Origin of the sequence: Galbibacter sp. BG1, from assembly GCF_013391805.1 — a bacterium.
In the GTDB taxonomy this organism is placed as follows: Bacteria; Bacteroidota; Bacteroidia; order Flavobacteriales; family Flavobacteriaceae; genus Galbibacter.
In genome coordinates this window covers 3,533,345-3,558,750 of the sequence record NZ_CP058364.1, presented here as the reverse complement: position 1 = coordinate 3,558,750, position 25,406 = coordinate 3,533,345, and the positions used below count along the sequence as shown (strand labels likewise).

The 25,406-nt window shown below is 36.8% G+C and carries 31 protein-coding genes and 1 tRNA gene; 28 read left to right on the top strand and 4 right to left on the bottom strand.

Annotation, left to right across the window (positions count from 1 at the left end):
• Nucleotides 1-232 precede the first annotated feature (232 nt).
• From HX109_RS15595 to HX109_RS15585, 3 genes are all read left to right on the top strand, one after another.
• Nucleotides 233-2,308 (top strand): M1 family metallopeptidase, encoded by a 2,076-nt coding sequence (locus tag HX109_RS15595; protein ID WP_178953718.1) that lies wholly within the window; start codon nt 233-235, stop codon nt 2,306-2,308.
• Between the two features lie 14 nt (nt 2,309-2,322).
• A complete protein-coding gene (locus HX109_RS15590) occupies nt 2,323-3,219 on the top strand; it encodes a patatin family protein (protein WP_178953716.1) in 897 nt (298 codons plus the stop codon).
• 67 nt (nt 3,220-3,286) lie between these two features.
• Nucleotides 3,287-4,204 (top strand): patatin family protein, encoded by a 918-nt coding sequence (locus HX109_RS15585; protein ID WP_178953714.1) that lies wholly within the window; start codon nt 3,287-3,289, stop codon nt 4,202-4,204.
• Nucleotides 4,205-4,415: 211 nt separating this feature from the next.
• Here the strand turns inward: HX109_RS15585 and HX109_RS15580 are convergent, their stop codons facing one another.
• A complete protein-coding gene (locus HX109_RS15580) occupies nt 4,416-4,781 on the bottom strand; it encodes a lipocalin family protein (RefSeq protein ID WP_178953713.1) in 366 nt (121 codons plus the stop codon).
• Nucleotides 4,782-4,824: 43 nt separating this feature from the next.
• Nucleotides 4,825-7,002 (bottom strand): prolyl oligopeptidase family serine peptidase, encoded by a 2,178-nt coding sequence (locus HX109_RS15575; protein WP_178953711.1) that lies wholly within the window; start codon nt 7,000-7,002, stop codon nt 4,825-4,827.
• A 185-nt stretch (nt 7,003-7,187) separates the two neighbouring features.
• Here HX109_RS15575 and HX109_RS15570 point away from each other — a divergent pair, with 185 nt between their 5' ends.
• The 7 genes from HX109_RS15570 to HX109_RS15540 all read left to right on the top strand — a co-directional run bounded on the left by HX109_RS15570 (nt 7,188) and on the right by HX109_RS15540 (nt 14,810).
• Nucleotides 7,188-7,364, top strand: a complete 177-nt coding sequence (locus tag HX109_RS15570; protein ID WP_178953709.1) for a hypothetical protein — start codon at nt 7,188-7,190, stop codon at nt 7,362-7,364.
• 214 nt (nt 7,365-7,578) lie between these two features.
• Entirely contained in the window at nt 7,579-10,797 is a 3,219-nt protein-coding gene (gene ccsA, locus HX109_RS15565) for a cytochrome c biogenesis protein CcsA (RefSeq protein ID WP_178953706.1), read from the top strand.
• Between the two features lie 119 nt (nt 10,798-10,916).
• A complete protein-coding gene (locus tag HX109_RS15560) occupies nt 10,917-11,297 on the top strand; it encodes a hypothetical protein (RefSeq protein ID WP_178953696.1) in 381 nt (126 codons plus the stop codon).
• 110 nt (nt 11,298-11,407) lie between these two features.
• Nucleotides 11,408-12,577, top strand: coding sequence for a trans-sulfuration enzyme family protein (locus HX109_RS15555; RefSeq protein ID WP_178953694.1), 1,170 nt, complete (start codon nt 11,408-11,410; stop codon nt 12,575-12,577).
• 49 nt (nt 12,578-12,626) lie between these two features.
• A complete protein-coding gene (gene bshB1 / locus HX109_RS15550) occupies nt 12,627-13,343 on the top strand; it encodes a bacillithiol biosynthesis deacetylase BshB1 (protein WP_178953692.1) in 717 nt (238 codons plus the stop codon).
• A 62-nt stretch (nt 13,344-13,405) separates the two neighbouring features.
• Nucleotides 13,406-13,481, top strand: a tRNA-His gene (locus tag HX109_RS15545).
• A gap of 135 nt (nt 13,482-13,616) precedes the next feature.
• Nucleotides 13,617-14,810, top strand: coding sequence for a tyrosine-type recombinase/integrase (locus tag HX109_RS15540; RefSeq protein WP_178953690.1), 1,194 nt, complete (start codon nt 13,617-13,619; stop codon nt 14,808-14,810).
• 1 nt (nt 14,811) lies between these two features.
• Here the strand turns inward: HX109_RS15540 and HX109_RS15535 are convergent, their stop codons facing one another.
• Both HX109_RS15535 and HX109_RS15530 read right to left on the bottom strand, forming a co-directional pair.
• Nucleotides 14,812-15,246, bottom strand: coding sequence for a hypothetical protein (locus tag HX109_RS15535; protein WP_178953688.1), 435 nt, complete (start codon nt 15,244-15,246; stop codon nt 14,812-14,814).
• A 26-nt stretch (nt 15,247-15,272) separates the two neighbouring features.
• Nucleotides 15,273-16,046: a S24 family peptidase gene (locus tag HX109_RS15530; protein WP_178953686.1), complete on the bottom strand. Its 774-nt coding sequence runs from the start codon at nt 16,044-16,046 to the stop codon at nt 15,273-15,275.
• Between the two features lie 152 nt (nt 16,047-16,198).
• On the opposite strand from HX109_RS15530, the gene HX109_RS15525 reads away from it, so the two are divergent.
• From HX109_RS15525 to HX109_RS15440, 18 genes are all read left to right on the top strand, one after another.
• On the top strand, nt 16,199-16,543 hold the full coding sequence (locus tag HX109_RS15525) for a response regulator transcription factor (protein ID WP_178953684.1): 345 nt from the start codon (nt 16,199-16,201) through the stop codon (nt 16,541-16,543).
• Nucleotides 16,544-16,545: 2 nt separating this feature from the next.
• Nucleotides 16,546-16,803, top strand: coding sequence for a hypothetical protein (locus HX109_RS15520; protein ID WP_178953682.1), 258 nt, complete (start codon nt 16,546-16,548; stop codon nt 16,801-16,803).
• The gene (locus HX109_RS15515) at nt 16,796-16,987 is read left to right on the top strand and encodes a hypothetical protein (protein ID WP_178953680.1); all 192 of its coding nucleotides are present in this window, start codon (nt 16,796-16,798) and stop codon (nt 16,985-16,987) included. The genes HX109_RS15520 and HX109_RS15515 overlap by 8 nt, the downstream gene beginning before the upstream one ends.
• Nucleotides 16,971-17,312, top strand: a complete 342-nt coding sequence (locus HX109_RS15510; RefSeq protein WP_178953678.1) for a hypothetical protein — start codon at nt 16,971-16,973, stop codon at nt 17,310-17,312. Before HX109_RS15515 ends, HX109_RS15510 begins: the two co-directional genes overlap by 17 nt.
• The gene (locus HX109_RS15505; protein WP_178953674.1) at nt 17,305-17,457 is read left to right on the top strand and encodes a hypothetical protein; all 153 of its coding nucleotides are present in this window, start codon (nt 17,305-17,307) and stop codon (nt 17,455-17,457) included. Before HX109_RS15510 ends, HX109_RS15505 begins: the two co-directional genes overlap by 8 nt.
• A 78-nt stretch (nt 17,458-17,535) precedes the next feature.
• Entirely contained in the window at nt 17,536-17,937 is a 402-nt protein-coding gene (locus HX109_RS15500) for a hypothetical protein (RefSeq protein WP_178953673.1), read from the top strand.
• 71 nt (nt 17,938-18,008) lie between these two features.
• A complete protein-coding gene (locus HX109_RS15495; protein WP_178953671.1) occupies nt 18,009-18,314 on the top strand; it encodes a hypothetical protein in 306 nt (101 codons plus the stop codon).
• Nucleotides 18,220-19,092: an HNH endonuclease gene (locus HX109_RS15490; protein WP_178953669.1), complete on the top strand. Its 873-nt coding sequence runs from the start codon at nt 18,220-18,222 to the stop codon at nt 19,090-19,092. The genes HX109_RS15495 and HX109_RS15490 overlap by 95 nt, the downstream gene beginning before the upstream one ends.
• Nucleotides 19,076-19,498: a hypothetical protein gene (locus HX109_RS15485; protein WP_178953667.1), complete on the top strand. Its 423-nt coding sequence runs from the start codon at nt 19,076-19,078 to the stop codon at nt 19,496-19,498. The genes HX109_RS15490 and HX109_RS15485 overlap by 17 nt, the downstream gene beginning before the upstream one ends.
• A gap of 12 nt (nt 19,499-19,510) precedes the next feature.
• Entirely contained in the window at nt 19,511-20,161 is a 651-nt protein-coding gene (locus HX109_RS15480) for a MarR family transcriptional regulator (protein WP_178953665.1), read from the top strand.
• Nucleotides 20,158-21,627 carry a replicative DNA helicase gene (gene dnaB / locus HX109_RS15475; RefSeq protein ID WP_178953663.1) on the top strand — a complete coding sequence of 490 codons (1,470 nt, stop codon included), beginning with the start codon at nt 20,158-20,160 and terminating at the stop codon, nt 21,625-21,627. Before HX109_RS15480 ends, dnaB begins: the two co-directional genes overlap by 4 nt.
• A complete protein-coding gene (locus tag HX109_RS15470) occupies nt 21,627-21,962 on the top strand; it encodes an HNH endonuclease (RefSeq protein ID WP_178953661.1) in 336 nt (111 codons plus the stop codon). The genes dnaB and HX109_RS15470 overlap by 1 nt, the downstream gene beginning before the upstream one ends.
• 72 nt (nt 21,963-22,034) lie before the next feature.
• Complete coding sequence (locus HX109_RS15465; RefSeq protein ID WP_178953659.1) at nt 22,035-22,472, top strand: P27 family phage terminase small subunit; 438 nt, start codon at nt 22,035-22,037, stop codon at nt 22,470-22,472.
• Complete coding sequence (locus tag HX109_RS15460; protein ID WP_178953658.1) at nt 22,472-24,190, top strand: terminase large subunit; 1,719 nt, start codon at nt 22,472-22,474, stop codon at nt 24,188-24,190. Before HX109_RS15465 ends, HX109_RS15460 begins: the two co-directional genes overlap by 1 nt.
• Nucleotides 24,191-24,206: 16 nt before the next feature.
• Nucleotides 24,207-24,446, top strand: coding sequence for a hypothetical protein (locus HX109_RS15455; protein ID WP_178953656.1), 240 nt, complete (start codon nt 24,207-24,209; stop codon nt 24,444-24,446).
• The gene (locus HX109_RS15450) at nt 24,443-24,622 is read left to right on the top strand and encodes a hypothetical protein (RefSeq protein ID WP_178953654.1); all 180 of its coding nucleotides are present in this window, start codon (nt 24,443-24,445) and stop codon (nt 24,620-24,622) included. Before HX109_RS15455 ends, HX109_RS15450 begins: the two co-directional genes overlap by 4 nt.
• Before the next feature lie 169 nt (nt 24,623-24,791).
• Entirely contained in the window at nt 24,792-25,040 is a 249-nt protein-coding gene (locus HX109_RS15445) for a hypothetical protein (protein ID WP_178953652.1), read from the top strand.
• A 137-nt stretch (nt 25,041-25,177) separates the two neighbouring features.
• Nucleotides 25,178-25,393, top strand: a complete 216-nt coding sequence (locus tag HX109_RS15440) for a hypothetical protein (protein ID WP_220399474.1) — start codon at nt 25,178-25,180, stop codon at nt 25,391-25,393.
• The last annotated feature ends 13 nt before the right edge of the window (nt 25,394-25,406 follow it).

Genomic DNA, 25,406 nt, shown 5'->3' with positions numbered 1-25,406 from the left:
GCTCGTGGTGACGTCATGGCGAGGCGATAGCCGTGGCCATCTCCCGATGTAGTTCTACATTTTCAGGAGACCCTTGCCCGTCCGTCAGGCGGGATCACGCTTCATTGCGTTCCGCTCGTGTTGACTTTTTACCACTTTGATTCCCTGAAACGCTACCTTTAACAACATCCTTTAAAATTCCATCGTTCATTTTTAAAGAAAATAGTACTTTGGTAGTCAAATTAAACACCCCATGAAATTAGTTACGAGTCTTATTTTTTTAGGCATCTCTGCTTTTCTGTCCGCCCAACAAACGGCCTATATAGATTTTAAAAAAGGTGAAGTAGACGTCAATGTTGACCTGCAAGCAAAGGAAATTAGCGGTAGTGTAACCTACACTTTTGAAGTTTTAAAAGAAACCGATTCAGTACTCATAGACGCCCAAAAAATGAATATTCAAACGGTTTTTCTCAATGAAAAGGAAATAGATTTTCAGTATGACGATGCTGCCCTAAAAATATATAAAAAGTTTAAGTCGAATAAATCAAACAGCTTAAAAATAGTCTATTCCGTAAAGCCTACAAAGGCGTTTTATTTCACTCAATTGCCCGACGGGGATTTACAGGCATGGACCCAAGGTCAAGGAAAATACACTTCCCATTGGCTTCCTAGCTTCGATGATATGAACGAAAAAGTAGAATTTGACATAACTGTTACTGCACCCTCTTTGTACAAAGTTATGGCCAATGGAAAACTTGCCGATAAAACCTACCAAGAAAATTTTACCACTTGGAAATTTGACATGCAAGCACCTATGAGCAGTTATTTGGTAGCCATGGCTATTGGAAAATATTCCAAAAAAGATGAGAAATCGAAGAGCGGCATCCCTTTAGAGCTTTACTACTATCCAACCGATGTGCATTTGGCAGAACCTACTTACCGCCATACCAAGCGTATTTTTGATTTTTTGGAAGAAGAAATAGGAGTTCCTTATCCGTGGCAGAATTACAAACAGGTGCCGGTGAAAGATTTTTTATATGCTGGGATGGAAAATACATCGTTGACAATTTTTTCTGATTCGTTTTTGGTGGATTCCATTGGGTTTGTAGACAAAAACTACATCAATGTAAATGCCCATGAGTTGGCGCACCAATGGTTTGGCGATTTGGTAACGGAAGAGAACAGCACACACCACTGGCTGCAGGAGGGGTTTGCCACTTATTTTGCGCTGTTGGCAGAGCGGGATATTTTTGGTGATTCTTATTTTTACGAACAACTCTATAAAACTGCCAAACAATTGGAAAAGGTTACGGAAGAAGGCGGGGAGAGTTTATTAAATCCTAATGCTAGCAGTCTTACTTTTTATCAGCGTGGCGCTTGGGCTTTATTTGCGTTGCACGAATTAATTGGGGATCGCGCTTTTGATAAGTCAGTAAAAAAATACTTAAAAGATTATGCCTATAAAAATGCCAATACACACGATTTTATAAACATCGCGTCTGCGAAGAGCCAAACCAAACTGGAAGATTTCGTTCAAACGTGGTTTGTAAATGAAGCGTTTCCCATTGCCGAGGCCGAAAAACTACTGCAGGAAAACAATCTTTCCAAAAGTTTACTGGAACTGGAAAAAATGGACAAAGAAAGCCTATTGGCCTATGCCAATAACAACCCAACAATATTCGATACGCAGGCTAATACACCTTTGGCAAGTTTTATTCTTGATCGGTTATCCACTTCATCAGAAGAAGAAATGGCTATTTTTTTAAAAGCCCTAAATTCTAAAGTTCTCAATACTAGGCAGGCCGCTGCTATTTATGCAGCATCCGTTCCGCAGTCGATAAAGCCTTCTTTTGAGGCATTATTAAAAGATAAAAGTTATATCACCATTGAAAACGCCTTAATGAAATTGTGGACTAGTTTTCCTTCAGAAAGAAACAACTATTTAGAAGCCACAAAAGGAATAGAAGGTTTTCAGGACAAAAATGTGGAAACCCTATGGCTAACCCTGGCCTTGATCACCGAAGGATATGCCCCCAATAAAAAAATGGACTACTACAATACTTTGGTGGTATACACCGATGCAAAACAACATTTTGAAGTTCGGCAACAAGCTTTTCAATATCTTTATCAAATACAAGCTTTAAATGAAGTTGCTTTAAAAAATTTACTACAGGCATGCAAGCATCCGGTCTGGCAGTTCTCTAAGTTTTCTCGGCAACTGTTGGATGAATTATTAAAATCTGATGATTACAAAATGATGCTAAAAGGAATTTTAAACGGATTGAGTGTAGACGAGCAAGCATTTTTAAACGAAAAGTTGACCGAGTAATTTTTACATTTATTATGAGAGCATTGGTAATTTCTGGAGGAGGTAGCAAGGGCGCATTTGCCGGCGGCGTAGCCCAATATTTAATGGAAGAGCTCCAAAAGGATTATGATTTGTTTTTAGGAACTTCCACGGGTAGTCTCTTGGTAAATCACCTGGCTCTGCATAAAGTGGAGAAGATAAAGGAAGTGTACACCTCTGTAAATAATGAAAGCATCTTCAATATTTGTCCGTTTAAAATCAAAGAAAAATATGGCGTTCAGCAAATATCGATCAACCATATAAACGTTATACGAAATTTTTTAAGGGGTAGTAAAACATTTGGCGAAAGTCAAAACCTAAAAGAGCTCATACGCCAAACCTTAACAGAGGAAGAGTTTAAAGAATTAAAGCACAGTAGAAAAGACGTTGTAATAACGGTTTCCAATTTATCGCTTAATCAAGTGGAATATAAATCCATTAAAGATTTTGAGTATGATGAATTTTGCGAATGGATATGGATTTCCAGCAATTACACCCCATTTATGAGTTTGGCCTTAAAAAACGGTTGTGAATATGCCGATGGTGGATTGGGCTCTATGGTGCCCATTGAAGAAGCCATAAAAAGAGGGGCTACAGAAATTGATGCTATTATTCTTCAAACGGAAGTAACGCAGCTCAATCGGCTCCCTTCTAGAAATCCGTTTTCGTTGCTTACAAGTATGTTTGCCTTTATGTTGGACAGAATTGAGCACCAAAACATTAGAATTGGAAAATTTGTGGCTTCCAATAACAATGCAATTATAAATTTTTACTATACGCCAACCATTTTAACGACGAATTCGTTAATTTTCAACAAAGAAAAAATGACACGCTGGTGGCAAAGCGGATTCGATTTTGCAAAATTTAAAAGTAAAGAAACCAGTCAAGTTTAAAATAAATACAATAAATTAGGAATTTACGTGGTTATAACTTACCATACATTCATTCTAAATACATTTTATGCGAGCATTAGTAATTAGTGGGGGAGGAAGTAAAGGAGCATTCGCCGGCGGTGTTGCCCAATACTTAATGGAAACAGAAAACAGGGATTACGATATGTACTTGGGGACTTCTACTGGAAGTCTTTTAATACCACATTTGGCCAATAATGAGATTGAAAAAATCTACGAAGTTTATACCACGGTCACACAGCGAAAAATTTTTAGTAACAATCCGTTTGTAACCAAAAAGAAAGGGGATGAGGAATATGTTGCCATTAATTACCTGAATGTAATTTGGCAGCTTTTAAAGCGTAAACGCACCTTTGGGGAAAGTAAAAATTTGCGAAAACACATCCGCAAACACTTTTCTGAAAGTGATTATAATTTATTGAAAGAAAAGGGCAAAAATGTCGTGGTAACGGTTTCCAACCTTTCCATGAACAGGGTAGAATATAAATCGATACGGGACTATGGCTATGAAGATTTCTGTGATTGGATCTGGATGTCTTGTAATTATGTGCCCTTTATGTCCTTAGCCAAAAAAAATGGTTTCGAATATGCCGATGGAGGCCTTGGTTGTGTAATCCCTATTCGGGAAGCTATTAAAATGGGGGCAACCGAGGTAGATGCCATTATTCTGGAAACCGAGAATATGGAACACAATAAAGTTTTGGGGAAGAATCCTTTTTCGTTAATGGTCAATCTATACAGTTTTGTTTTAGATCAACTCGAATCCCATGATGTGGTAGAGGGTAAGTTGGCGGCTATCAATAAAAACGTGAAGCTCAACACTTATTTTACCCCAACCCGGCTCACCGAAAATTCATTGTATTTCAATAAGGACTTAATGGCAGAGTGGTGGGAACAGGGAAAAGAATACGCTGCAGAACGGGTAAAACTTCAAAAGGACTCAAAACGGGTGAATTTAGCTGGCTAGATCTAGATAAAATTAAAAGGTTAAGCTACCCAAAATGAGTAGCCTAACCTTATAGAGTAAAATTTTCTAAACATTAGACAAGCGCAATACCCTATGTTTACTGTGGCTTGGAATGAATTTTTAAAATTAGTTTCAACTTCAATATATCTAAGGCAAGGCCTAAGCAATCATCTTGCGTTGAAGGCTCCTTTTTACATTTAATGACTAAGCGTCACTCCACCTTTACATAATCCAATGTACCTAGCATCCCGTTGGAGATGGTTCTTTTTTCGGCATCCATATAAACTAGTTTAAATTTTAAGGGTCCGGATCCTGTATCGATTTGAAGTTCTTGCCCATTTTTGACTATTTTCCAAGTCCCAGAATATTCTTTATTTCCGATGGTGCTTTTAAAATCATGATTTGCTTCAAATATTTGATATACTTCTCCACTTCCAAACTCTTTTTTAATTGCTTTCTCTTTACCGCTGGGCTTGGTGAATTTTACCAGTTTCCATTTGCCTACAATTTCTTTATCAGCTTGGGCGTTGACTGTAAGGAAGAAAAAGCAACACGCAATAATTAGTAACGTTTTCATATGTTTTATTTGGAATGTTATACTTCGTATCTACTTATGTTATTTAATTATCAGTTATTGCCTTTTCAGGCTGGAATTCTGGATGTCCAGATTGCCAATAGAAAAATGATAAAATACCTGAAAGAGATTCAATTGCTTGTGATTTTGTGTCGCCCATACCGTGCCCTCCTTCAAAGTCTGTTAAAAATAAAATAGGTTTATCAGAAGCATTGTCAGCTTGCATTTTAGCAGCAAATTTTGCTGGTTGCCAAGCAATCACACGGGGATCGTTGATACCTGCTGTAATTAAGGTAGCTGGATATTTAGTGCCTTTTTCAAGGTGATGATAAGAATCCATTTCTAAAAGTCCTTTAAATTCATCTGGATCTTTAACAGTACCAAACTCAGGAATATTAACTGGTCCATTGGGCGAATCCTCTCCCCGGATGGTATTCATGCATCCAACTTCGGGGCAGGCAGCTACAAAAAGGTCTGGACGTTCGGTAATGGCTCTACCTACAAAAATACCACCTGCACTGGCAGACCAAATGGAAAGTTTTTCTTTGGAAGTGTACTTTTCTTTAATTAAATACTCTGCCGTTGCAATAGCATCCTTCCATGTGTTGGGTTTAGTAAGTTTTTGTCCTGCCATATGCCATTCATCACCCAATTCTCCACCACCTCTTACGTGTGGAACTACCATAATTCCTCCGTGTAGGGTATAAGCAAGGATTACCGGACTAAAAAATGGATTCATCGATATTCCATAAGCTCCGTAGCCATAAATAACTGCAGGATTTTTTCCACTCATTTTAATTTTTTTATTGTAAATAATAGAAACGGGAACTTTCACTCCATCGTGAGAGGGTATCATTACTTCTTTTACTGTTAAATCTTCCAGTTCAGGATATTTTACTTCGCTCGATAATGGTTCTGCTATAAAAGAATTACTATCAGGGGAATAGCGGTATCTTTTCTCTGGAGAAGTCCATCCGCTTATATTTACAAAAACATCCTTTTCCTTGCTATCCCAAGCATATAAAGAGGCGTTTCCAGCAGTAAAAGGAAGCTTTAATTCTTTTGTTTCCGTGCTTCCGGAAGGCTTAAAGTAAACTTTTGCTTCAACCCCGTTGGAGTTGACAACATAGTAAAGTCCGCTTTTGTTAACAGCAAAATTTACAAGAACTCCTGTCTTCGGCTGCGGAACTATTTCTTTGGCCATGGAAATAGCCGGGTTTTCCAAGGAAGATTTTAAAATTTTAAAATTAGAAGCATTTTTAAAGGTTTGATAGTAAATAGCATTCTCTGTCAAAAAGAAATCCGATACTTGGTCCTCTTTCATGGCAAGGGGTTTCCATGGTGTACCTTTGGACTCTAAAGAACGTTTGGCATAAATTTTATAGCTTTTGTCTACCGTAACCACAACGGCTATATACAACTTCGAATCGGGCTCGTAAAATACAATAGGTATTTCTTTTGGCTCTATATTTAGTTCTGGATTGTTTTCCGCTGAAAAAACGTCTGCGTCAATACTGGGATCGGTTCCTAATTTATGAAGTCTCACTTTGGTGTTTGTTTCCCTATTCGGAGCGGTTACATCTGAAGAATTCATGGGAGTATACAAAAAATGCTGACCATCTTCCAACCATGATGGGCCAATGCCCCAAACAGGTTCAATAGTTTGAGAAACTTTCTCTCCCTTAAGGTTTAATACAAACATCTCTCCAGTTTCAGAACCGTTGGGCGCTAACTCTACAGAAACCAAAGTTCCATCAATATTGGGTGATAGGGATGAAATTGTGTAGGTTAAACCAGAATCCTTTTTATAAGATAAAGGATCGAACAAAAACTTTTCTTCCCCTTTATAGCCGTTGCGGTAAAAGAGTTTCCCGGTTTCATCTTCCGGTAGTTGCTTTAAATAAAAATAATGATTGTTATTCGTAATATTTACATTATAGATGTTGGCATCCTTTCTATTTATCAAAGCCAACATTTCATCATTTAACTTTTGCTTACCTGGGATTTTATTTAATACTGCTTCAGCGTAATTGGCATTATCTTTCATCCAAGAGATAACATTGGGGTCGTCTAAATTTTCTAGATAGCGATAGGGATCATCAATTTTTTGACCGAAATACTCGTCTGTTACAACCTTTTCAGGAGTTTTTTCTGGTTTAACTGGATCTTGGGCTACGAGAATTGTGCTAACAAATAGGAAGCACCATAAACTGTACTTTTTCATAATTTAATTGTTTGATTGGTTACAAAACAAAAGAGCAAGTCTATGAAACTGTAGGAAATGGTTATTTAAAAGTAGTTAAAAATCACATAGGGTTGGTTTGAAAACGGGTTGAATTATATCAATTAACCGATTATAAGGGTTATTCCTTAAGAATGAGGGGCTTTTGCCCTTAAGTGTAGACTGATTTGGGAATCAGTTTCCTTCTGAACTTCGCTGGCATATCATTAAAAAGACGACTTACCGAAAACTCCTTGTATTTCAGCAAAAACCTTATGGCACAGCGGCGGGAACAGGGAAAAGAGTATGCTGCAGGACGTGTTAAAAAACGAAAAGAAGTAGAATCGGTTCACTTGGCATGTTAAAACTATTACTTGTTTTTTTGAACTGAAGTATCGCTGGATGCATTAAAAATAATTTTTTCTAAATCCCACAATATTGAATTTAACCTAGAATTCTTAAACTAATATAAAGGTCGTTTTAAACCCTCCCAATAAAATCCTAATTTAACGTGAAAAATAATAAAAACGCCTTATTTTTGCGCTCTGAAATTCAATTGGTAATTCACAATATATACTGATGTTAGATTCCCTAAAAAAAGTTTTGTTCTCTACACGTTTAATGGCTATTCTTTTTGTTGTTTTTGCAACAGCCATGGCATTTGGTACCTTAATAGAAACCTGGTATAGCACAGAAACATCCAAGATTTGGATTTACAATACTTGGTGGTTTGAAGTTATTATGCTGTTGTTTATGATTAACTTTTTGGGGAACATTAAGCGATACCGCCTTTTTACAAAAGAGCAGTGGCCAGTGCTCCTGTTACACCTGTCTTTTATCTTAATTATTTTCGGGGCTTTTGTAACCCGCTATATTGGTTACGAAGGGGCAATGCCTATACGTGAGGGAGCAACCACCGATTATATTTTAACGCAAAAGAAATATGTTTCTGCTTTTGTAGACGGAGAAATAGACGGAGAGCCTAAACGTAAATCGCTTCAAGACGAAATAATGGTTACCCAAGAAGCTATTAATTCTTCTTTACCTTGGAAATCTGATTTTAACGGACAGCCTTTCAGTATTTCTTATGCTGGCTTTATCGATGGTGCAGAGGAAGGATTGGTAGAAAATCCAAACGGAGAAACCTATTTAAAGATAGTGGAAGCCGGAGGCGGGAATAGACACGATCATTACCTTAAGGAAGGCGAGGTTTCCAGTATCCATAACATTCTTTTTGCTTATAATAAACCTACCGAAGGTGCTATAAATATTACCATTAACGATACTATCAGCACTTTACAATCTCCTTTTGAAGGAACTTTTATGCGTATGGCAGACCAACTACAAGGTGAGGTCGTAAAAGACAGCGTTCAACCACTTATGTACCGTTCGCTTTACAACGCAGCAGGGATGCAGTTTGTATTCCCAGACCAAACAGTTAAAGGTGAATTTGGCATTGTAAAATCAGAAACTAAGGTGAAAGATCAACCAGATGGTCTAATTTTGGATATCGCTACCAATGGCGAAAGTAAACAAGTTAAATTATTAGGTGGAGTAGGACATTTAACGGACCCGAAAACTGTTGAAGTAGGTGGTTTAAAATTTCATTTGGCCTATGGTTCCATTCGCAAGGAATTACCGTTTAGTATCACGCTGAACGATTTTATTGCCAAAAAATATCCTGGTACACAAAAAGGATATGCTTCTTTTGAAAGTAAAGTAACCGTAAATGATGATCCTTCGTTTGATTACCATATCTATATGAATCATGTGTTGGATCACAAAGGCTATCGTTTTTTTCAGTCTGGTTTCGATCCTGATGAAAAAGGGACCATTTTATCTGTAAACCACGATTTTTGGGGTACTTGGATTACTTATATTGGTTATTTCTTTTTATATGCCGGACTTATGGGAATTATGTTCTTCGGAAAAACCCGTTTTAAGAGCCTAGGAGGTATGCTTGATAAAGTGAAAGCTAAAAAGGCCAAACTTACCACTGTAATTGTTTTGTTTGCACTTTTCAATGGGTTTGCGCAAAATATACCAATGCATAGTGAAAGGAAAGATCACGATCATCAGCAGGTAGAAGAGGAACAATTGGAAACGGAAGAGCATATGCATGTTACGGCTCCTTCCAAAGAACAGGTAGACTCGCTTTTAAAAACTACAGTTGTGGATAAAGACCATGCCGCCAAATTCGGGGCGTTGGTTATTCAAGATAGCGAAGGTCGTATGAAGCCAGTAAACACATTTGCTTCAGAATTGATGCGAAAGCTACATTCTTCTAATACTTTTGAAGGGATGGATGCCAATCAAGCGCTGTTATCCATGCTTCAGAATCCGGGTTTGTGGTACAATGTGGATTTTATCTATATCACTTCAAAAAATGATAGTATACGAACGGTTATCGATGTTCCAAAGGATCAAAAATATGTGAAGGCAGTAGACTTTTTTGATGGGGTAAATTATAAGCTGGCACCTTATTTGGAAGAGGCTTATGCTACCAATGTACCCAATAGTTTTCAAAAAGGATTTAAGGAATTTGATCTTAAACTCGGACTCATAAATCAGGCTCTCGGCGGGGATATTTTACGTATCTATCCGTTACCGAACAGTGAAAACAATAAATGGATTTCCGCGGCCGATTATGAAAAAGGGGATTATAAGGTGAAAGATTCGTTGTATGCGAACTTCATTAATAAATCCCTTCCCTTTTATTTAATGACGCTGCGTCAAGCAAAGGCTACTGGAGATTACACCCAAGCCGATAAGATTTTGGAAGCGTTTAAGCAAAACCAAAAGAATTATGGGACCGAAGTAATGCCATCGGATAGTAAAATAAAAGCAGAAATCTTATACAATGAAGTCAATATATTCCAAGAGCTTTTAATTTGGTACCTATTGGTTGGTATTGTAATGTTTACGGCCATTATTGTTCAAATTTTTAAGGATAACAAAATTGTTCGTGGAATTATATTGGTGAGTAAAGTTTCCATTTTCGTCATGTTTGCCTTGCAAACAGCAGGACTGGGCTTTAGATGGTATATAAGTGGTCACGCTCCGTGGAGCGACGCTTACGAGAGTGTTCTTTACGTTGCTTGGAGTACCATGGGTCTAGCATTGTTATTTGCACGTAAAAGTGACCTTACCGTGGCGGCTACCGCTTTTGTAACTGCCTTTATTCTCTTTGGTGCCCATATGAATTGGCTCGATCCTGCGGTGGCCAACCTGCAACCTGTACTGGATAGTTATTGGTTAATGATTCACGTGGCTGTAATTGTAGGAAGTTACGGTCCGTTTACTTTGGGGATGATTCTTGGGGTGGTAACGCTGTTCTTAATCATTTTTACAACTAAGAAGAACAAAGCCAAAATGGAATTAAGCATTCAAGAATTGACTATAATTAACGAGCTCGCTTTAACAGTAGGCCTTGTGATGTTAACTATTGGAAACTTTTTAGGTGGACAATGGGCGAACGAAAGCTGGGGACGCTATTGGGGATGGGACCCTAAAGAAACGTGGGCCCTTATTAGTATCATGGTGTATGCCTTTGTGATACATATGAGATTGGTTCCTGGACTCAGGGGACGTTGGGGATTCAGTTTTGCAAGTATTGTTGCCTTTGCCAGTATAATGATGACTTATTTTGGAGTGAATTTCTATTTGGCGGGACTTCATTCTTATGCAAGCGGAGATAAAGTAATTACGCCGACATTTGTTTATTATTCCGTAGCTTTTGTTATTGTATTGGGTGCGGTAAGTTATTGGAGGTATCAACAAATGTATAAAAAGAGCTAAAAGTTAAAAAATATAGAGTAGAAGTGGTTCTTTTAAAGAATATAATTAAATGAATATCAAGGTGCTAGATTTATTGTCGTATCTTTAATAAAAGAATTATTAATCTAATTGTATACGTCATGAAAAATTTAGCAGTGGTTTTAGCTTTTATTGCTTCGGTAGTATTTTACAACTCTGTAGAGGCACAAGTAGATTTTCCGAAAGCAGATTTCTTAAAAACCATGAACGACTTCGATAAAGACGAACTGGATCTTTCCGAAGAACAGTCTAGCGAACTAAAAGACTTAAATAGCGATATGGTTAGCAGCGTTTCCAATATTCTTAATAGTGATAAGGATAAAGAAAAGAAAATTGCAGATTTAACCAATTTAAAAAGTAATACTTCGAAGAAGGGCAAAGATATTTTGGGAGAGGATAAATTCAAAAAATATAAAAAGTCCATGAAAAAGAAATTAAAGCCTTTCACTAGAAAAACCAAGCTTTTAAAGTTCGCTTTATAAATCCATCGTAACTTTTTACAAAAATATTTTAAAAATAACCAAAGCTTTAACTTGTTTAGTTAAGGCTTTTGGTGATTTATTGGTATTTTAACTTCCTCTAATCGTAAATTATGAATACTAAGAATTTAAAATTAAACACCATCTGTACCCATATTGGCGAAGTTGCAGATAATGTCTACAAAGGAGCGGTCTCCCCAATTTATACGTCCACTTCTTACGCCTACGAAAATATTGATGAGAAGAGATATCCAAGATATTTTAATACCCCCAATCAGCAAGCTTTAGCCAAGAAACTAGCGGCGCTGGAACACGCGGAGGCGGCTTTAATCTTTGGGAGCGGAATGGCTGCGGTAAGTACCAGCTTACTTGCTTTTTTAGGGGCGGGCGACCACGTGGTACTGCAAAAAGTCCTTTATGGGGGCACATACAACTTTGTTGTAGAGGAGCTGGAACGTTTTGGGATCGAATATTCTTTTACAGAAGGATTGTCTAAAAACGATTTTGAAAAGGCCATAAAGTCAAATACAAAAGTGATATTTGTTGAAACCCCCTCAAATCCGCTTTTAAGCATTACCGATTTAAAAATGGTAGCTTCCCTGGCAAAAAAACATCAATTGGTTTCTATGATCGATAATACTTTTGCCTCTCCGGTAAATCAAAATCCAATAGATTTTGGGATCGATGTGGTTATACACAGCGCTACAAAATATTTGGGTGGACACAGTGATATTTTGGCAGGAGCCGTGTGTGCTTCCGAAGAAAATATTGAAAAAATCTTTTCCCTTGGCAAGAATTTAGGAGGGAATCTAAGTGATTATACAGTTTGGTTGTTGGAAAGGAGCATTAAAACGTTGGGAATACGCGTTAAGGCGCAAAACAGAAATGCTAAAAAACTAGCTAAATATTTCAGTAAAAATGAAGCCATCGCTAAGGTGTATTATCCCGGACTTAAAACACATCCCGACTATGAGTTGGCACGGGAGCAGATGAATGGTTTTGGAGGCATGGTTTCTTTTGAATTAAAAGGAGATATAGACCCGCTGCAGTTTACCAATGCTCTAGAGCTTATTAAACCTTCCATGAGTTTAGCGGGCGTGGAAAGTACCATTGTTTCCCCAACTAAAACCTCCCATGCTTTATTGACGGCCGAGGAAAGAGCTCATCAAGGAATAAATGATTGCCTCCTAAGGTTATCAGTGGGGATAGAGGATAAAAGGGATTTGATAGCCGACTTTGAACAGGCGATTTCTAAAGTTAAAGCCAATAGTATATTGATTTAAATTAGGATTGCCGTACTTTTGAGCTATCGTTTAAAATTCAAAACAGAGAATGAAATTAGATATATTGGCCTTTGGTTCGCACCCAGATGATGTTGAGTTGGGTTGTGGCGCAACTTTGGCAAAAGAGATTAAGCTCGGGAAAACAATTGGGATTGTAGACCTTACGAGAGGGGAGTTGGGAACACGAGGTTCTGCGGAATTACGGGATAAAGAAGCAGCTGAGGCTGCCAAAATTTTAGGGGCAGAAGTACGGGAAAATTTACGTTTTGCAGATGGTTTTCTTGTAAATGATAAAGAGCATCAGCTTGAGGTAATAAAAATGATCCGTAAATATAAGCCGGAAATCGTTCTCTGTAATGCCGTAGAAGACCGCCATATAGATCATGGAAAAGGAAGTAAATTGGTAAGTGATGCCTGTTTTTTAAGTGGTTTGATAAAAATTGAAACGGCTATCGATGGAAAATCACAAGAAGCTTGGCGTCCAAAATATGTTTATCACTACATACAGTGGAAAAATATAGAACCTGATTTTGTGGTGAACGTAAGCGGATTTTTAGATATAAAAATGAAGGCTATAAAAGCTTATGGCTCTCAATTTTTTGATCCAAAAAGTAAAGAACCAGAAACACCAATTACCAGTAAAAATTTTTTTGATAGTTTAGATTACCGAGCTAGGGATTTGGGTCGGTTAATAGGGGTAGACCACGCCGAGGGATTCACAGCAGAGAGGTTGCTGGGAGTTAATGAGTTAGATAATTTAGTGTAAAAAACTTAAAATTTTCTTTGCAAAAGATATAAAATCGATTACATTTGCATCCGCAATTAAATGGTGGTTGTAGCTCAGCTGGTTAGAGCGCTAGATTGTGGTTCTAGAGGTCGCCGGTTCGAAACCGGTCTTCCACCCAACACTTTAAACCCTGCTAAACTAGAAGTTTGGCGGGGTTTCGTGTTTTTAGGATATTTTTATTTCTACATTAAATTTGCGTTCAATTGGTAAAAAGTGGTAAATTTCCCGTAAAAAGTTTACGAAAAGTTTACGATGAAAGCGAACGTGAAATTATATACCAATGATGGTAAAAGCCCCAATGGATATCCTGTAAAGGTAATCATTACGCATCAAAAAAAGATTAAACGTAAAACATTGGCTCATGTTCCCGAAGATCTTTGGGATGAAGTGAGACAGGTGCCAAAACCTTCGCATCCTGATTTTGAAAGCCTATATACACGAATATTGGAGATTAGGGCCAAAGCGGTAAGCTATAAATTTTATGAGTTGGAAGATGTAAAGCTGGCTATGGATTTCTTGCTGGATATACCAAACAAGAAAAAAATAATTGATTTTTATACTTTTCAGGAGCAGTATTGCGAATATATGAGAAGTGTGGACCGGGAAGGGAATGCTATTTCTTTTGAAGATGCTGTTAAGCAGTTTAAGAAAGTAGCGCCCAAATTGGAGTTTGTGGATTTAAATCCTGCCCTGGTAAATGCATTTAAAGTCAATCAACGAAAAAAAGGAAATAAAGCAGTTACCATACGTAAATATTTGGCGGCCATGCGAGCGATTTACAACGCTGGGGTGGAGCAGTTGGGACTGGATAACCAAATGCCGTTTAAAGGTGCCTTTAGGGATTTAAAAGTGCGTGTAAGAAGGCAGCGAAACAGATATTTGGAAAGATCTGAAATAAATAAGCTAAAAAACGCCAATTTGGATCAAGTGAGCTACCAGCGTGCCGTGGATTTGGCGTTGCTTATGTTTTACCTTGGTGGATTGGATTTTAAAGACCTCTATTATCTTAAGAAATCTCAAATACATAATGATAGGATTTTTTTTGAAAGAATTAAATTAGGAGATCGGGGTTATGAGTTTGATGTAAAGTGCTTCCCGGAAACCTGGCTTTTAATGGAAAAATACCCAAATGATGATATGGAGAGCGATTATGTTTTTCCGTGGAGAAAGACCAGGGCCAGTTATGACACTTTTATTAATAACCTTCGTAGGGACATGGCTAAAGTAAAAGAGTTATTGGATATAAAGCTTTCACCAAAAAATGAAACCTTTACGCCTAAAGTAATGCGCCATACGTTTGCCACAATGGGTAAATTCGCGCATATTGAAGAAGATCTATTGCGCGAGCTTATGGGACATGAAAGAAATGATATTGATACAGCCTATAAAGATAAATATCCTGAAAAAGAAAGGGATGCCGCCCAAAAATTGATTTTAGAACTATGATTTAATTATAAGTTATATCTTTAAATCCATTATCTGTTAACATTTTAATAGTTTCTCTGAATATTATACCGTTAATATTGTTTTTTCCTTTTGAATAATTCCATTCTACTGGTGAATTATTAGTTAAAGATCCGCCGATACTTGTTTGTACATTTAATTTCCAGTTAGGTTTGATTATAAACTTAGTGTCTTGTAAAACTATTCTGTAATTATAGGTATAAGACCATCCAGGTCTTTCGGATGTACTTCTGTATTCTGTTGTAATTACATTGTATTTTTCATTATCTATAAAATTGTTAGTGTTGATAAGCATTTGTATAATCTCATTTTTATTAATTGAGTCGTTTAACGTAGTAATAATTTCCGTTGTTTTTCGGTCTTGACAATAAAGTGAAATAGAAATTAGATAAAAAAGTAATGTAAAAATTTTTCTCATTGTTTTGGTTTTTATTTTCTATAAATTTAACTAATTTTTTTTATCGAGCCCAAAACTAGGTAAATGCTTTTAATGCTGCTTATTGGTATTTCTTGAATATCGTAATCTTTTTGGTTATTGGGTGTAAGTTTTACATATCCTTCTTTGTCTGATTTTCTAACATATTGAATAGTCCCTTGCTTTTCAAGGTTTAGGGCGTACAATTCTCCATATAAAATACTAGAGACAGCAATTTCTTTAAATCCTATGGTTTCACCACTATTGATAACTGGTTCCATACTAGAACCTGTGTAGTCTATCCAAAAATCTATACCGTCAAAATCTTCGTGCACGATATAACTTAGGGCTTCATAATTATCAATGGATGGGTGAAATCTAAAGTCCATTCTGTAATATGGTATTTGTTTTCCTTTTTTCGAATAGTGCACAACGGGTTCGTGAACCGAAAAAAAATCATTAAAAACGGACAAATAAGCCGGATCATCCTTAAGTTTTTCTATTAAATTTTCTTCTTCATTTTCTGATAAAATTTTATCTAGTAAATAACTTTTGTTTTTTGCAATTTTTTTCTTTATAAAGCTTGTGAATTCGGCAATTTCATGTGCTGCCTCGCTATTTTTTGTAGTGACATTATATATTTTAAAGGCTTCAGCTACAAGAATTAGCTCATAGTCATTTAAGTTTTTTCTACTTAATGATTTTCTAAAGGCATCTCCTGTTTTTCCTAATAATTCCCCTAAATCGTTGTTATTGACTTTGATTTTTTTCTTTATGCTTTCAATTTTTTTATACACGTCCATAGTGTTAATTATTTGTTAAATAATACAATTGTCCTATTTATGATTTTATTATTCGGACTTTTTGTCCTTATATTTGCTGTAATGTTGTAGCAAAGAAACGCAAAATAACATTAACAAAGAATAGCATAACCCCAAATTAAGATTAAAATCCTATGGAATTAACTGATACTGAATACAAAGTGGCTGGGCTTGTAGCAGCCGGCTTTAGTGAAAAGGAGATAGCAAGCAAATTGTTTGTTAGTCCGAAAACCGTTCATAACCATACCTATAATATTCGTAAAAAATGGAATGCCAGGAATGGGGTCGATGTGGCCCGAAAGTTCATTTTAAACCTGGACAATCCCAAACAGTTTTTTGCGGCGGCGCTTTTCCTTAGCATTCAATTCTTTATTGTTTTTGAATCGGTAAATGTGGAAGTGCGAAGGGCTTCGGTTAGAACGGTTAAAGTGGTAAGGGCGAAAAACGCCAAAAGGAATCGTAACGAATACTATTGTTAATAATGGAAAATCAGCAAACGACACAAACGGTAAGGGATCAGTTCCTTCAAATTTGGCAGGAATGCAAGTTTAGCGTTAAACAACGGGTTAAAGATGTGCACGGAGCACATAAGATCCAGTATGTTTTGGAGACTCCTACCTATTCAAATACGGAGGTCATTCAGGAGATGATCGATACTGTTAGGGCACAAGCAGAGATAGTAAAATTGGAAGCTGTTGCCATGAGCGATAACATCAATAAAGTATTGGATCATGAGTAGTTCCAATGTACATATATTCCATGGTTGGATCATAGGTGTGCTGCCTATAGGTTTTTTTGCCTTAGCATGCTTTTTAATACTTCAGCAGGTTTACTGGATGGCCATATTACTTTTGGTGGTATGTGTAGTTTTTTGGTTGATCCTTGCCGGGGATAAAATTAAGAGAGATGGACGGGTTAATTAACGTATCGGACTTTGTGGACTACATGAAAAATGAAGGCCTTGTTTTGGTTAAAAAACAGGAAGCTGAAAACATTGCCATGTTTAAAGAGGCTAAAATGGCCGAATTGCGTTCCCACTTACGCCGTAAGAAAACCCTAAAATTCAGCGAGATTGCCAAAGGTGGTTTTTTTGGTGTCTACACCCGTAAAGGGGTGGAGTATGTTGTTAAGAATATGCTTAGCGAAAACGAATACTTTAAAAGCGGTGCCGGTAAGCAGGATCCTATTTTGGTACTAACAAGTGCGGTAGTAAGAATATCGAAACTAAAAGGGATTATTTATGAATAAACAGTTCTGCAAGGTAAGATCTACCTACAAAAAAACCATGGTACAGCCCCAATGTGCCAATGACAAAAACCTGCTTTGCAACCCACAACCAAGTGGTTTTGGTGGGGTGGTAGAAGAATGTATTAACTGTAATAAATTTTTATAACCATGCAAACATTAAACATCATTTTAGGGAATTTAAGCATTTTTTTAGTTGTGTTATCAATTGCTAAAGCCATTCAGTATGCGCAGCATATTAAAAAAATTAATCGGTAGGGCCATGTACTTCACAAACGGATACACCACTACCCAAATAAAGTCCGATTACCTAAAGGCTGTTGTAAGCCCTACGCCATTGGATACCAATTATTGGTGGTTGGCATTAGAGGTGTGCAGGGTTTTTAATTGTGAAACGATAGTGCTAATAGGTTTTAGGGACACTACCGAAAAAATAGTGGCCTGTTACCTGGAGCAAAAATTAGATTCTTCTGTAAACCCAAGGTTTGTTGCTAAAAAATACAACATAAACCCTAATTATATGCTTAAAAGAATTGGGGAACTTCAAACAGAAATGGCTTCCGATTTTGTATTGAAAAGGAACGTGAAGCAATTGGAGATGGAAATTATAAATAGATCTAAAATTTAGGTTAGGTTGGTTTTTAAATGCAGCGCCCTGGTTGATTGCTTTCTAAAGGGCGTTGCTTAAACAAAAAGATTATGAAAACAAAACAATTAAATCGCACACAAAAAGAGCTTATAAAAAAGCTGTATTTGCAACGTACTGATGAAGCTCTGGGCTCTATTACTTCTCTAACGGTTAAAGAAGTGGAGAAATTTAGAAAAGAAAACAATTTAACACGCAACGCATACAGTGAAAAAAAGTTGAATGCCAGTGTAGAAAAAACAAACCCTAAAAATATAGAAGTATATGGCGCGCAGGAATTGGACAACGGAACAGGAAAAGCTTCTAACGGAACTGTACCCAAAAACGCACACCAGGGAAATCGCAAAAAGGCTAAATAAATCCTACGAATCGGTAAAATCCCGGGCAACGGTTCTTAAGTTAAAAAAAGCGGTTGGTTTTCATGGAAAATACGATTGGACCATGGAAAAGGATAATTGGCTAAGGCAAAATTATCCGTGCAATGATATCGTGTACCTTCAAACGCATTTAAAGGCTTCGGTTTCTTCCATTTATGGCCGTGCTAAGTTATTGGGTATTGGGAAGGATGAAAAGTATAAAGAAGCTCATAAAAAGAGGTTTGTAGCCAATTTAATTAAAGGCTCTAAAAAGACGCAATTTAAAAAAGGTTTTACGCCTTTTAACAAAGGTAAAAAGCAGCGCGAATACATGAGCGCTGATGCTATTAAAAGAACCCAAAAAGGTTGGTTTAAAAAAGGACATTCCCCACATAACGAAAGAACGGATGGCTATATAACAGAACGTAGGGATACAAATTCTGGAATTGTCTATAAATACATTCGCTTAAGTAAAGGGGAATGGCAACTGTTGTCCAGGTATAATTGGGAAAAAAATACCGGTGAAGAATTAACCAACGATGAAGTTATAAGGTTTAAGGATGGAAATTCTATGAACTGCGACTTTGAAAACCTTGAAAAGGTAACTACCGCAGAGAACCTTATGATAAATTCTTTTACGGATTCTTCGGTGGTAAAACGTTTTTTACGTGTAAGGGATAAGGATGTTCAAGATGAAATATTGAAAAACCATCCAGAACTTATTGAGCTTGCTAGGAATAATGTTAAACTAAAAATGAAATTAAATGAACGATGTAATTAAAAATCAGCTGGATGAAATATGCCAGGAAGGGAAAATTATTAAATGGCAGGGCCGTTTGTACGAACCTCAAAAATATAAGGTTCTAAACGGACATATAGTTATTGTGGCAACGCCCAAATCTATAAAACTGGATTATTCTAACGTGCATGATTTTTTGGATAGCGTACAAACAAAGGAATCGCTTTCTTCTTTAACCACCAAAGCCGATAACAGTCCGTTTTTGCAAAAGTTTGGTAGGGTAGACTACGATAAGCTTAACGATGGTTTGATGGATGCTTTTGAAAGGGTGCAGAACGACGAAAATTTTATACCTAAAGCTAAGCAAATGTGTGATATCGTGAACAGCGTTACCAACCTTCAAAAAACAAAAATAAGCCTTCTTAAATTGGCTGAAAACAACATTTAAAACCTAAACGAAATGGAAAGAGATTTTAAGGGAATTTGGATACCCAAGCAAATTTGGTTGGATAAGGATTTAACGATCATGGAAAAGCTTTTTTTGGTTGAAATTGATAGTTTGGATAATGAAAAAGGTTGCTTTGCCGGGAATGCATATTTCTCTGAATTTTTTGGAATTTCTAAAGGTAGATGTACGCAAATTTTAAAAGAATTGGAGCGTAAAAAATACATCGAAATTGATATTGAAAAAGAGGGAAAACAGATCACAAAAAGGGTAGTTAGAATATTAAACACCCTATTTAGAAAACTAAATACCCCTATTAAGAAAACTAAATACCCCTATTTAGAAAATGATGATGATAATAATACAAGTATTAATAATACAAAAAGAATAGAGAGAAGCGCTCTAGATTTTTTCAAAAAAAATTATCCATCTCAAAATGAAAAGTTCTTAATGGACTTTCAAAATAAAATAAATGATTTCGAAAAATTCACGGCTTCTTTCAACGCTGTTTTCGATAAAGAAAAATTGGAGTACAATGATCGGGTAATTCGGGGTAGGTTAAATCTCTATGCTTTGAATTGGATCGAACGCCAGGGAATGAAAGTTTACAAAAACACGCCAGAAAGTAATTTACCTAAACCAAACTATACCAAAAACGCAATATGAAACCTGAAACTAAATACCAAACCCCTAAAGCCATCGATTTGGAAGAGGCTGTATTGGGCGCTTTAATGATCGATGTAAAGGCAGCGGATGAAGTAATGCAAATATTAAAAACCTCAGATTGCTTTTATAAGCCTCAACATCAAAAAATCTACGTAGCAATTCAAGATCTTTACACCAAAGGGCAATCAATCGATTTGTTGACGGTTTCCAAAAGACTAAGGGAATTTGGGACGCTGGATGAAGTTGGCGGTGATTATTTCTTGATACAGTTAACCAAAAAGGTTTCAAGCAGTGCCCATGCAGAGTATCATTCCAGAATAGTGCTTCAACAATACCTCAAAAGATCGATAGTGATGTTTAATTCGCAGATCTCGGCTTTGGCCTATGATGAAAGTACAGATGTTGTGGAATTGATTGACAGGTGGCAAAAAGAGTTCGATAAAGTTGCGGAGATTACTTCTGGGGGTCGAAAAACAGTTTCTTTTAGCGATGCTTTAGAGCATTTAAAAGAAGAAGTTCAGCACTTGTCCAGCCACAGCGATGATTCCCCGTTGGTTGGTGTAGATACTGGTTTTTTACGTACCAATCGATATACAGGTGGTTATAGAAAACAAGATTTAGTAATTATTGCTGCACGTCCTGGGATGGGGAAAACTTCTAAAGTTTTAAAGACGGCGGTAGAAAATGTAAAAAACGGCGTACCTGTTGGTGTTGTTTCATTGGAAATGAGTGTGCACCAGCTTACGGCACGTGCGGTAGCGATCGATACCAACTTCCATTTAAAGCAGTTGCTTAAAACAGGTTTTGAAAAGCAGGAATACTTTACCACATACAGCGCGCATCAAAACAGGATGAAGGGATATCCATTGTTTATTGACGACAGCGGGAATAATGATATCACAGATATTGTAATGCAGGCAAAGCTTTGGAAGCGTACCTATGGAATTGAACTTTTGATAATAGATTACCTGCAATTGATGGGAGATCGAACCGTAAAAGGAAACCGTGAAGCTGAAATAAGTTCTATATCGAGAAGGTTGAAAAGATTGGCAAAGGAGTTGGATATACCAGTAATAGCACTGTCGCAATTAAGTAGAAGTGTAGAGACAAGGGGAGGAAGCAAGAGACCAGTGCTTAGTGATCTTCGGGACAGTGGTGCAATCGAGCAGGATGCAGATATTGTAGAATTTATCTACCGTCCAGATTATTACGGCATCGAGATACAGGAAGAGGATTACGATAGTGCTGCGCAAAAACACTGTGTTCAGTTAGGAGCTAATGCAGAAATAATATTTGCTAAATACCGTGGCGGTAGCGTAGGTACAGCGTTGCTTAAATGGGTGGGCGACAAAACAAAATTTATAGATGTCGAGGACCATAACGACACCGCAGAATATATTGATAATAAAGTTCCTGTAGGTTCGCTAGATGAAGCTTTTGGGGATGATGATAATCCTTTTGTGTAATGCCAAACAGACCAAAGAAAATAAAAAGAAATTGGAAGCCAGATCGCAAGGCATTTGATAGAGCTATATCTGACTATGATTTCTATAACTCTAGTTCGTGGAGGAAAGTGAGTAAACGTTACAAGGATAATAATCCTTTATGCGTAAAATGTTTAGAAGAAGATAATATAACACCAGCTGAAGTTACGGATCACATTGTTAGGATTAAGGACGGTGGATCTAAGTTTTCTGAAGATAATTTGCAGTCTCTTTGTCATTTTCACCACAATCAAAAGTCTGGTAAAGAGGCGCATGGATATAAAGAGGGTAGGGGTATTAATCACGAAAAGCAATAACATGTAAACATCACCACTCAATCAAAATTTTACTAAGTGAAACTTTTGGAGGGGGGGTCTAAATATAAGATTATGAAAGTAGTAGGTTTAGATCAAGGTTCAGATTATTTAAAGAAGCTTCCATCGCCGCCAACTTATTTTGGTAGCAAGGCAAAAGCCCATTATAAAAGATTTGGTTCCATCTTAATTTCTGGAAACCAGTTAAAAAGAATTCATCTACCGGCCTTGGAAGTTTTGGCCGAAAATTACGAACAATGGGAATGGGCTATTCGTGAGATTAGAACCAAGAATAAAAATACCCATGGTTCTGGATACATACAGAAATTTAGTAGTGGTGCCAAAAATATTTCTGTAGAAGTAACCTTAAAACGGGATGCAGAAAAAGCAATTATGCAATGCTTTAAACAATTTGGCTTAGATCCACGAAGCGAAAAAGAGCTAAAAGGTTCTATGGATCCATCGCAAGGAGATCTATTTGAAGGATTTAACCAACGTAAAAACGCTTTTTAATGAACCTAGATCCCAAAATAAAAAACAGTGTGCCGTTTCAATACGCTTTTAATGTAGCTTCCGGTAAAATAGTAACCGGGGTTTACGTTAAGCAGGCGGTAGATCGTTTTTTTAATTGGGTAGAAAATGCAGAGAAAAAAGGGTATGTACTAGATCACGGTAACGGGATGCATGTATTAGATTTCTTTGAGATTTTCCTACAGCATACCAAAGGGCCAAAGGCAGGGCAGCCATTTAAATTAACCCCTTACCAACAATTTACATTATACAACATATTTGCCTGGAAAAAAAAGAACGAAAAAGGCGAATGGGTACGGGTTATAAAAACTGTTTACGAAAAAGTAGCCCGTAAAAACGGAAAAACGGCGGTGTTGGCAGGGCTTGGTTTGTATTGCGAATCTTTTGATAACGAAGAGGCACCAGAAATTTATGTAGGTGCCACAAAAGAAGCACAGGCTAAGGTATTATGGGAGCAGGCTTACCAATATGTTTTTAAATGCATAGGATTGCGAAAAATAGGTTTTAAAAATACTCAAAGGGAAATTAGGTTTAGTAAAAACCTTGGTGTTTTTAGGTTCTTGGGTGGAGATAGCAAAACATTGGATGGTTTAAATCCTTCCGTGGCGATTATAGATGAATACCATGCGCATAAAGATGATGGTGTTCGCGAGGTTTTGGAATCTGCTATGGGGGCGCGAAAACAACCACTTATTTACTTAATTACCACAGCTGGTTTCAATGTAGCCTCCGTATGTAAGCAATATGAAGATGTTTGTAAGGAAATATTGGCTGGAATTAAGGAAGATGATTCCACTTTTATAATGATCCACGACCTGGACGAGAAAGACGACTGGGAAAATCCTGATAATTGGGTAAAAAGCAACCCTAATTTAGGGGAAAGTATCGCTATAAATTACTTAAAAACCGAATATCAAAAGGCAAAAAACCAGCCAAGCAAAGCGCCAAATTTTAAAACAAAGCATTTAAACCTGTGGGTAGATGCGCCTTCTGTTTGGATTCCTGCCGAAATATGGAACCAAAATAAAGTAGAAAGCATCCCAATGAGTAAGTTTACCGAGTTTGGAAGCTTCCGTGCCATCGATCTATCTACCACTACCGATATTACCGCAGATATTATACTTAGCGAACCCGATGAAGATGGGTTTAGGTACATAAAGCCATTTTTCTATTGCCCTGCAGATACCATAGAAAAAAGAAGTAAAGAAGATAGGGTTCCTTATCGGTATTGGAGAGACCAAGGGTATATCATCACAACTCCTGGCAATACTATAGATTATAATTATTTAGAAGATAATGTAATAGCTACGCACCATCCATACAATGTAAACCGTGTGGAAATGGACCAGTGGAATGCATCTCAAGTAGCTAATAATCTTGAAGAAAAAGGGATTGAAGTTTCCTTTTTCAGTCAACAAATAGCTACCATATCATTTCCTACCAAACAGTTCGAAAAGTTGGTGTACGAAGGTAAGATTAAGCACGATGGAAACCCTGTATTAACATGGATGCTTAGTGGTTGTGTAATATACAGGGATGCCAACGAGAATATTAAGGTACATAAAGGGCAAAGCCATGCTGGGAACAAAAGGGTAGATGGTATTATAGCCTGCATTATGGCTTTAGGAGGTAGCTTAACCGGAGAAAGCGAGAATAACGAAAGTCAATATAACGATCCAAACGCAGAAGTATTTATTTAACGAACAGCAAACTAAAATGAATGTACTCACGCACAAAGAACTAACCCAGGATGATATAGATCTTTATTTCTATTACCGCCAAAAAGGAATTAGAACTGGGTTTTTCCAACGCTACTTTAAAAAATTAAACAACACCAAAACCAATTTTGAAGCTTTTATAGAAACCAATGAGGAATACTTTACCCTGTTTGGTGAGTATCGGTATAGTTGCGTACAGAGTTTTAGAAATAACCTAAAAAAATACTTAGAGAAATGAGATTAGTATACCTTTTTATAACCGTAGTCCTCACTTTTGGAATTGCGTTTTTAACTTCCTTGGCTTTAGATGCACATTGGGTAATATCTAATATGGTTAGAGAGCTATTGGTGGTAATTATAATAATCCTGGAGCTTTGTGTGGGGTTTTTGGTGGCAAAAGAATTATTAAAGTAAAACATGCAATTCAATAAAGAAGCCCTCCGAAAAGCAATGCTAGATCACGACATAGACCGTTGGGAAATAGTATTCGAAAAAGTAATCAAATCGTATCTAAGGTTTGATCGGATTGATAGGGAAGAAAGTAAAAAATAATTGATTGAATAACAGACTAAAAATTAATAAAATGACAATAAAAAAATTAGAAAAAGCAAATTCCATTGCTAATAAGTTGAAAAGCTGTAAAGAGAATTTACAAAAAGCAGAATATATCCAAAGCGAAAATGTAAAAATTAGAAAATCTTATTTAAGGTATATCGGTTGTGAAGATGCTATAGAAATACCAGAAAATTTATTTAGAACTATAGGGAAGCTTATTGAATCAGAATACATAAAAGAGTTGAATGAACTCGAAAAGCAGTTGGAAGATTTGTAGCATTGTGTACAACGATGCTGTATAACCGCAGTAGCGTAGAAATCCGCAGGATTTCGGAGATAGAAACTAATTAATTAAATAAGCAATAGTGTTGAAAACAAGCACTACAACCGCTATTGCTGTTATACTTTGTTGTAGTGCGTTTTTTTCTTATGGGATACATTATTGTTTGGCGAAATAGCCATCGAGAACCACATATTGACGTTGATAGTCATAATTTTAAAGAAGAGTACAGTAGTTACGAAACTGCTAAAGAAGCAGCAGAAGAAATATTAAGGACTGAAAACGAAAACGAAAACGAGAAAAGCCCTTGGTATTTTGATTACCAAATTTACGAGGAAGCAAATTCTTAAATGCACTACAACG

Excerpts from the sequence above, each read along its gene's own strand:
- HX109_RS15595 (WP_178953718.1), top strand. The coding sequence starts at position 233 with ATGAAATTAGTTACGAGTCTTATTTTTTTAGGCATCTCTGCTTTTCTG.
- HX109_RS15590 (WP_178953716.1), top strand. The coding sequence starts at position 2,323 with ATGAGAGCATTGGTAATTTCTGGAGGAGGTAGCAAGGGCGCATTTGCC.
- HX109_RS15585 (WP_178953714.1), top strand. The coding sequence starts at position 3,287 with ATGCGAGCATTAGTAATTAGTGGGGGAGGAAGTAAAGGAGCATTCGCC.
- HX109_RS15580 (WP_178953713.1), bottom strand. The coding sequence starts at position 4,781 with ATGAAAACGTTACTAATTATTGCGTGTTGCTTTTTCTTCCTTACAGTC.
- HX109_RS15575 (WP_178953711.1), bottom strand. The coding sequence starts at position 7,002 with ATGAAAAAGTACAGTTTATGGTGCTTCCTATTTGTTAGCACAATTCTC.
- ccsA (WP_178953706.1), top strand. The coding sequence starts at position 7,579 with ATGTTAGATTCCCTAAAAAAAGTTTTGTTCTCTACACGTTTAATGGCT.
- HX109_RS15560 (WP_178953696.1), top strand. The coding sequence starts at position 10,917 with ATGAAAAATTTAGCAGTGGTTTTAGCTTTTATTGCTTCGGTAGTATTT.
- HX109_RS15555 (WP_178953694.1), top strand. The coding sequence starts at position 11,408 with ATGAATACTAAGAATTTAAAATTAAACACCATCTGTACCCATATTGGC.
- bshB1 (WP_178953692.1), top strand. The coding sequence starts at position 12,627 with ATGAAATTAGATATATTGGCCTTTGGTTCGCACCCAGATGATGTTGAG.
- HX109_RS15540 (WP_178953690.1), top strand. The coding sequence starts at position 13,617 with ATGAAAGCGAACGTGAAATTATATACCAATGATGGTAAAAGCCCCAAT.
- HX109_RS15535 (WP_178953688.1), bottom strand. The coding sequence starts at position 15,246 with ATGAGAAAAATTTTTACATTACTTTTTTATCTAATTTCTATTTCACTT.
- HX109_RS15530 (WP_178953686.1), bottom strand. The coding sequence starts at position 16,046 with ATGGACGTGTATAAAAAAATTGAAAGCATAAAGAAAAAAATCAAAGTC.
- HX109_RS15525 (WP_178953684.1), top strand. The coding sequence starts at position 16,199 with ATGGAATTAACTGATACTGAATACAAAGTGGCTGGGCTTGTAGCAGCC.
- HX109_RS15520 (WP_178953682.1), top strand. The coding sequence starts at position 16,546 with ATGGAAAATCAGCAAACGACACAAACGGTAAGGGATCAGTTCCTTCAA.
- HX109_RS15515 (WP_178953680.1), top strand. The coding sequence starts at position 16,796 with ATGAGTAGTTCCAATGTACATATATTCCATGGTTGGATCATAGGTGTG.
- HX109_RS15510 (WP_178953678.1), top strand. The coding sequence starts at position 16,971 with ATGGACGGGTTAATTAACGTATCGGACTTTGTGGACTACATGAAAAAT.
- HX109_RS15505 (WP_178953674.1), top strand. The coding sequence starts at position 17,305 with ATGAATAAACAGTTCTGCAAGGTAAGATCTACCTACAAAAAAACCATG.
- HX109_RS15500 (WP_178953673.1), top strand. The coding sequence starts at position 17,536 with ATGCGCAGCATATTAAAAAAATTAATCGGTAGGGCCATGTACTTCACA.
- HX109_RS15495 (WP_178953671.1), top strand. The coding sequence starts at position 18,009 with ATGAAAACAAAACAATTAAATCGCACACAAAAAGAGCTTATAAAAAAG.
- HX109_RS15490 (WP_178953669.1), top strand. The coding sequence starts at position 18,220 with ATGGCGCGCAGGAATTGGACAACGGAACAGGAAAAGCTTCTAACGGAA.
- HX109_RS15485 (WP_178953667.1), top strand. The coding sequence starts at position 19,076 with ATGAACGATGTAATTAAAAATCAGCTGGATGAAATATGCCAGGAAGGG.
- HX109_RS15480 (WP_178953665.1), top strand. The coding sequence starts at position 19,511 with ATGGAAAGAGATTTTAAGGGAATTTGGATACCCAAGCAAATTTGGTTG.
- dnaB (WP_178953663.1), top strand. The coding sequence starts at position 20,158 with ATGAAACCTGAAACTAAATACCAAACCCCTAAAGCCATCGATTTGGAA.
- HX109_RS15470 (WP_178953661.1), top strand. The coding sequence starts at position 21,627 with ATGCCAAACAGACCAAAGAAAATAAAAAGAAATTGGAAGCCAGATCGC.
- HX109_RS15465 (WP_178953659.1), top strand. The coding sequence starts at position 22,035 with ATGAAAGTAGTAGGTTTAGATCAAGGTTCAGATTATTTAAAGAAGCTT.
- HX109_RS15460 (WP_178953658.1), top strand. The coding sequence starts at position 22,472 with ATGAACCTAGATCCCAAAATAAAAAACAGTGTGCCGTTTCAATACGCT.
- HX109_RS15455 (WP_178953656.1), top strand. The coding sequence starts at position 24,207 with ATGAATGTACTCACGCACAAAGAACTAACCCAGGATGATATAGATCTT.
- HX109_RS15450 (WP_178953654.1), top strand. The coding sequence starts at position 24,443 with ATGAGATTAGTATACCTTTTTATAACCGTAGTCCTCACTTTTGGAATT.
- HX109_RS15445 (WP_178953652.1), top strand. The coding sequence starts at position 24,792 with ATGACAATAAAAAAATTAGAAAAAGCAAATTCCATTGCTAATAAGTTG.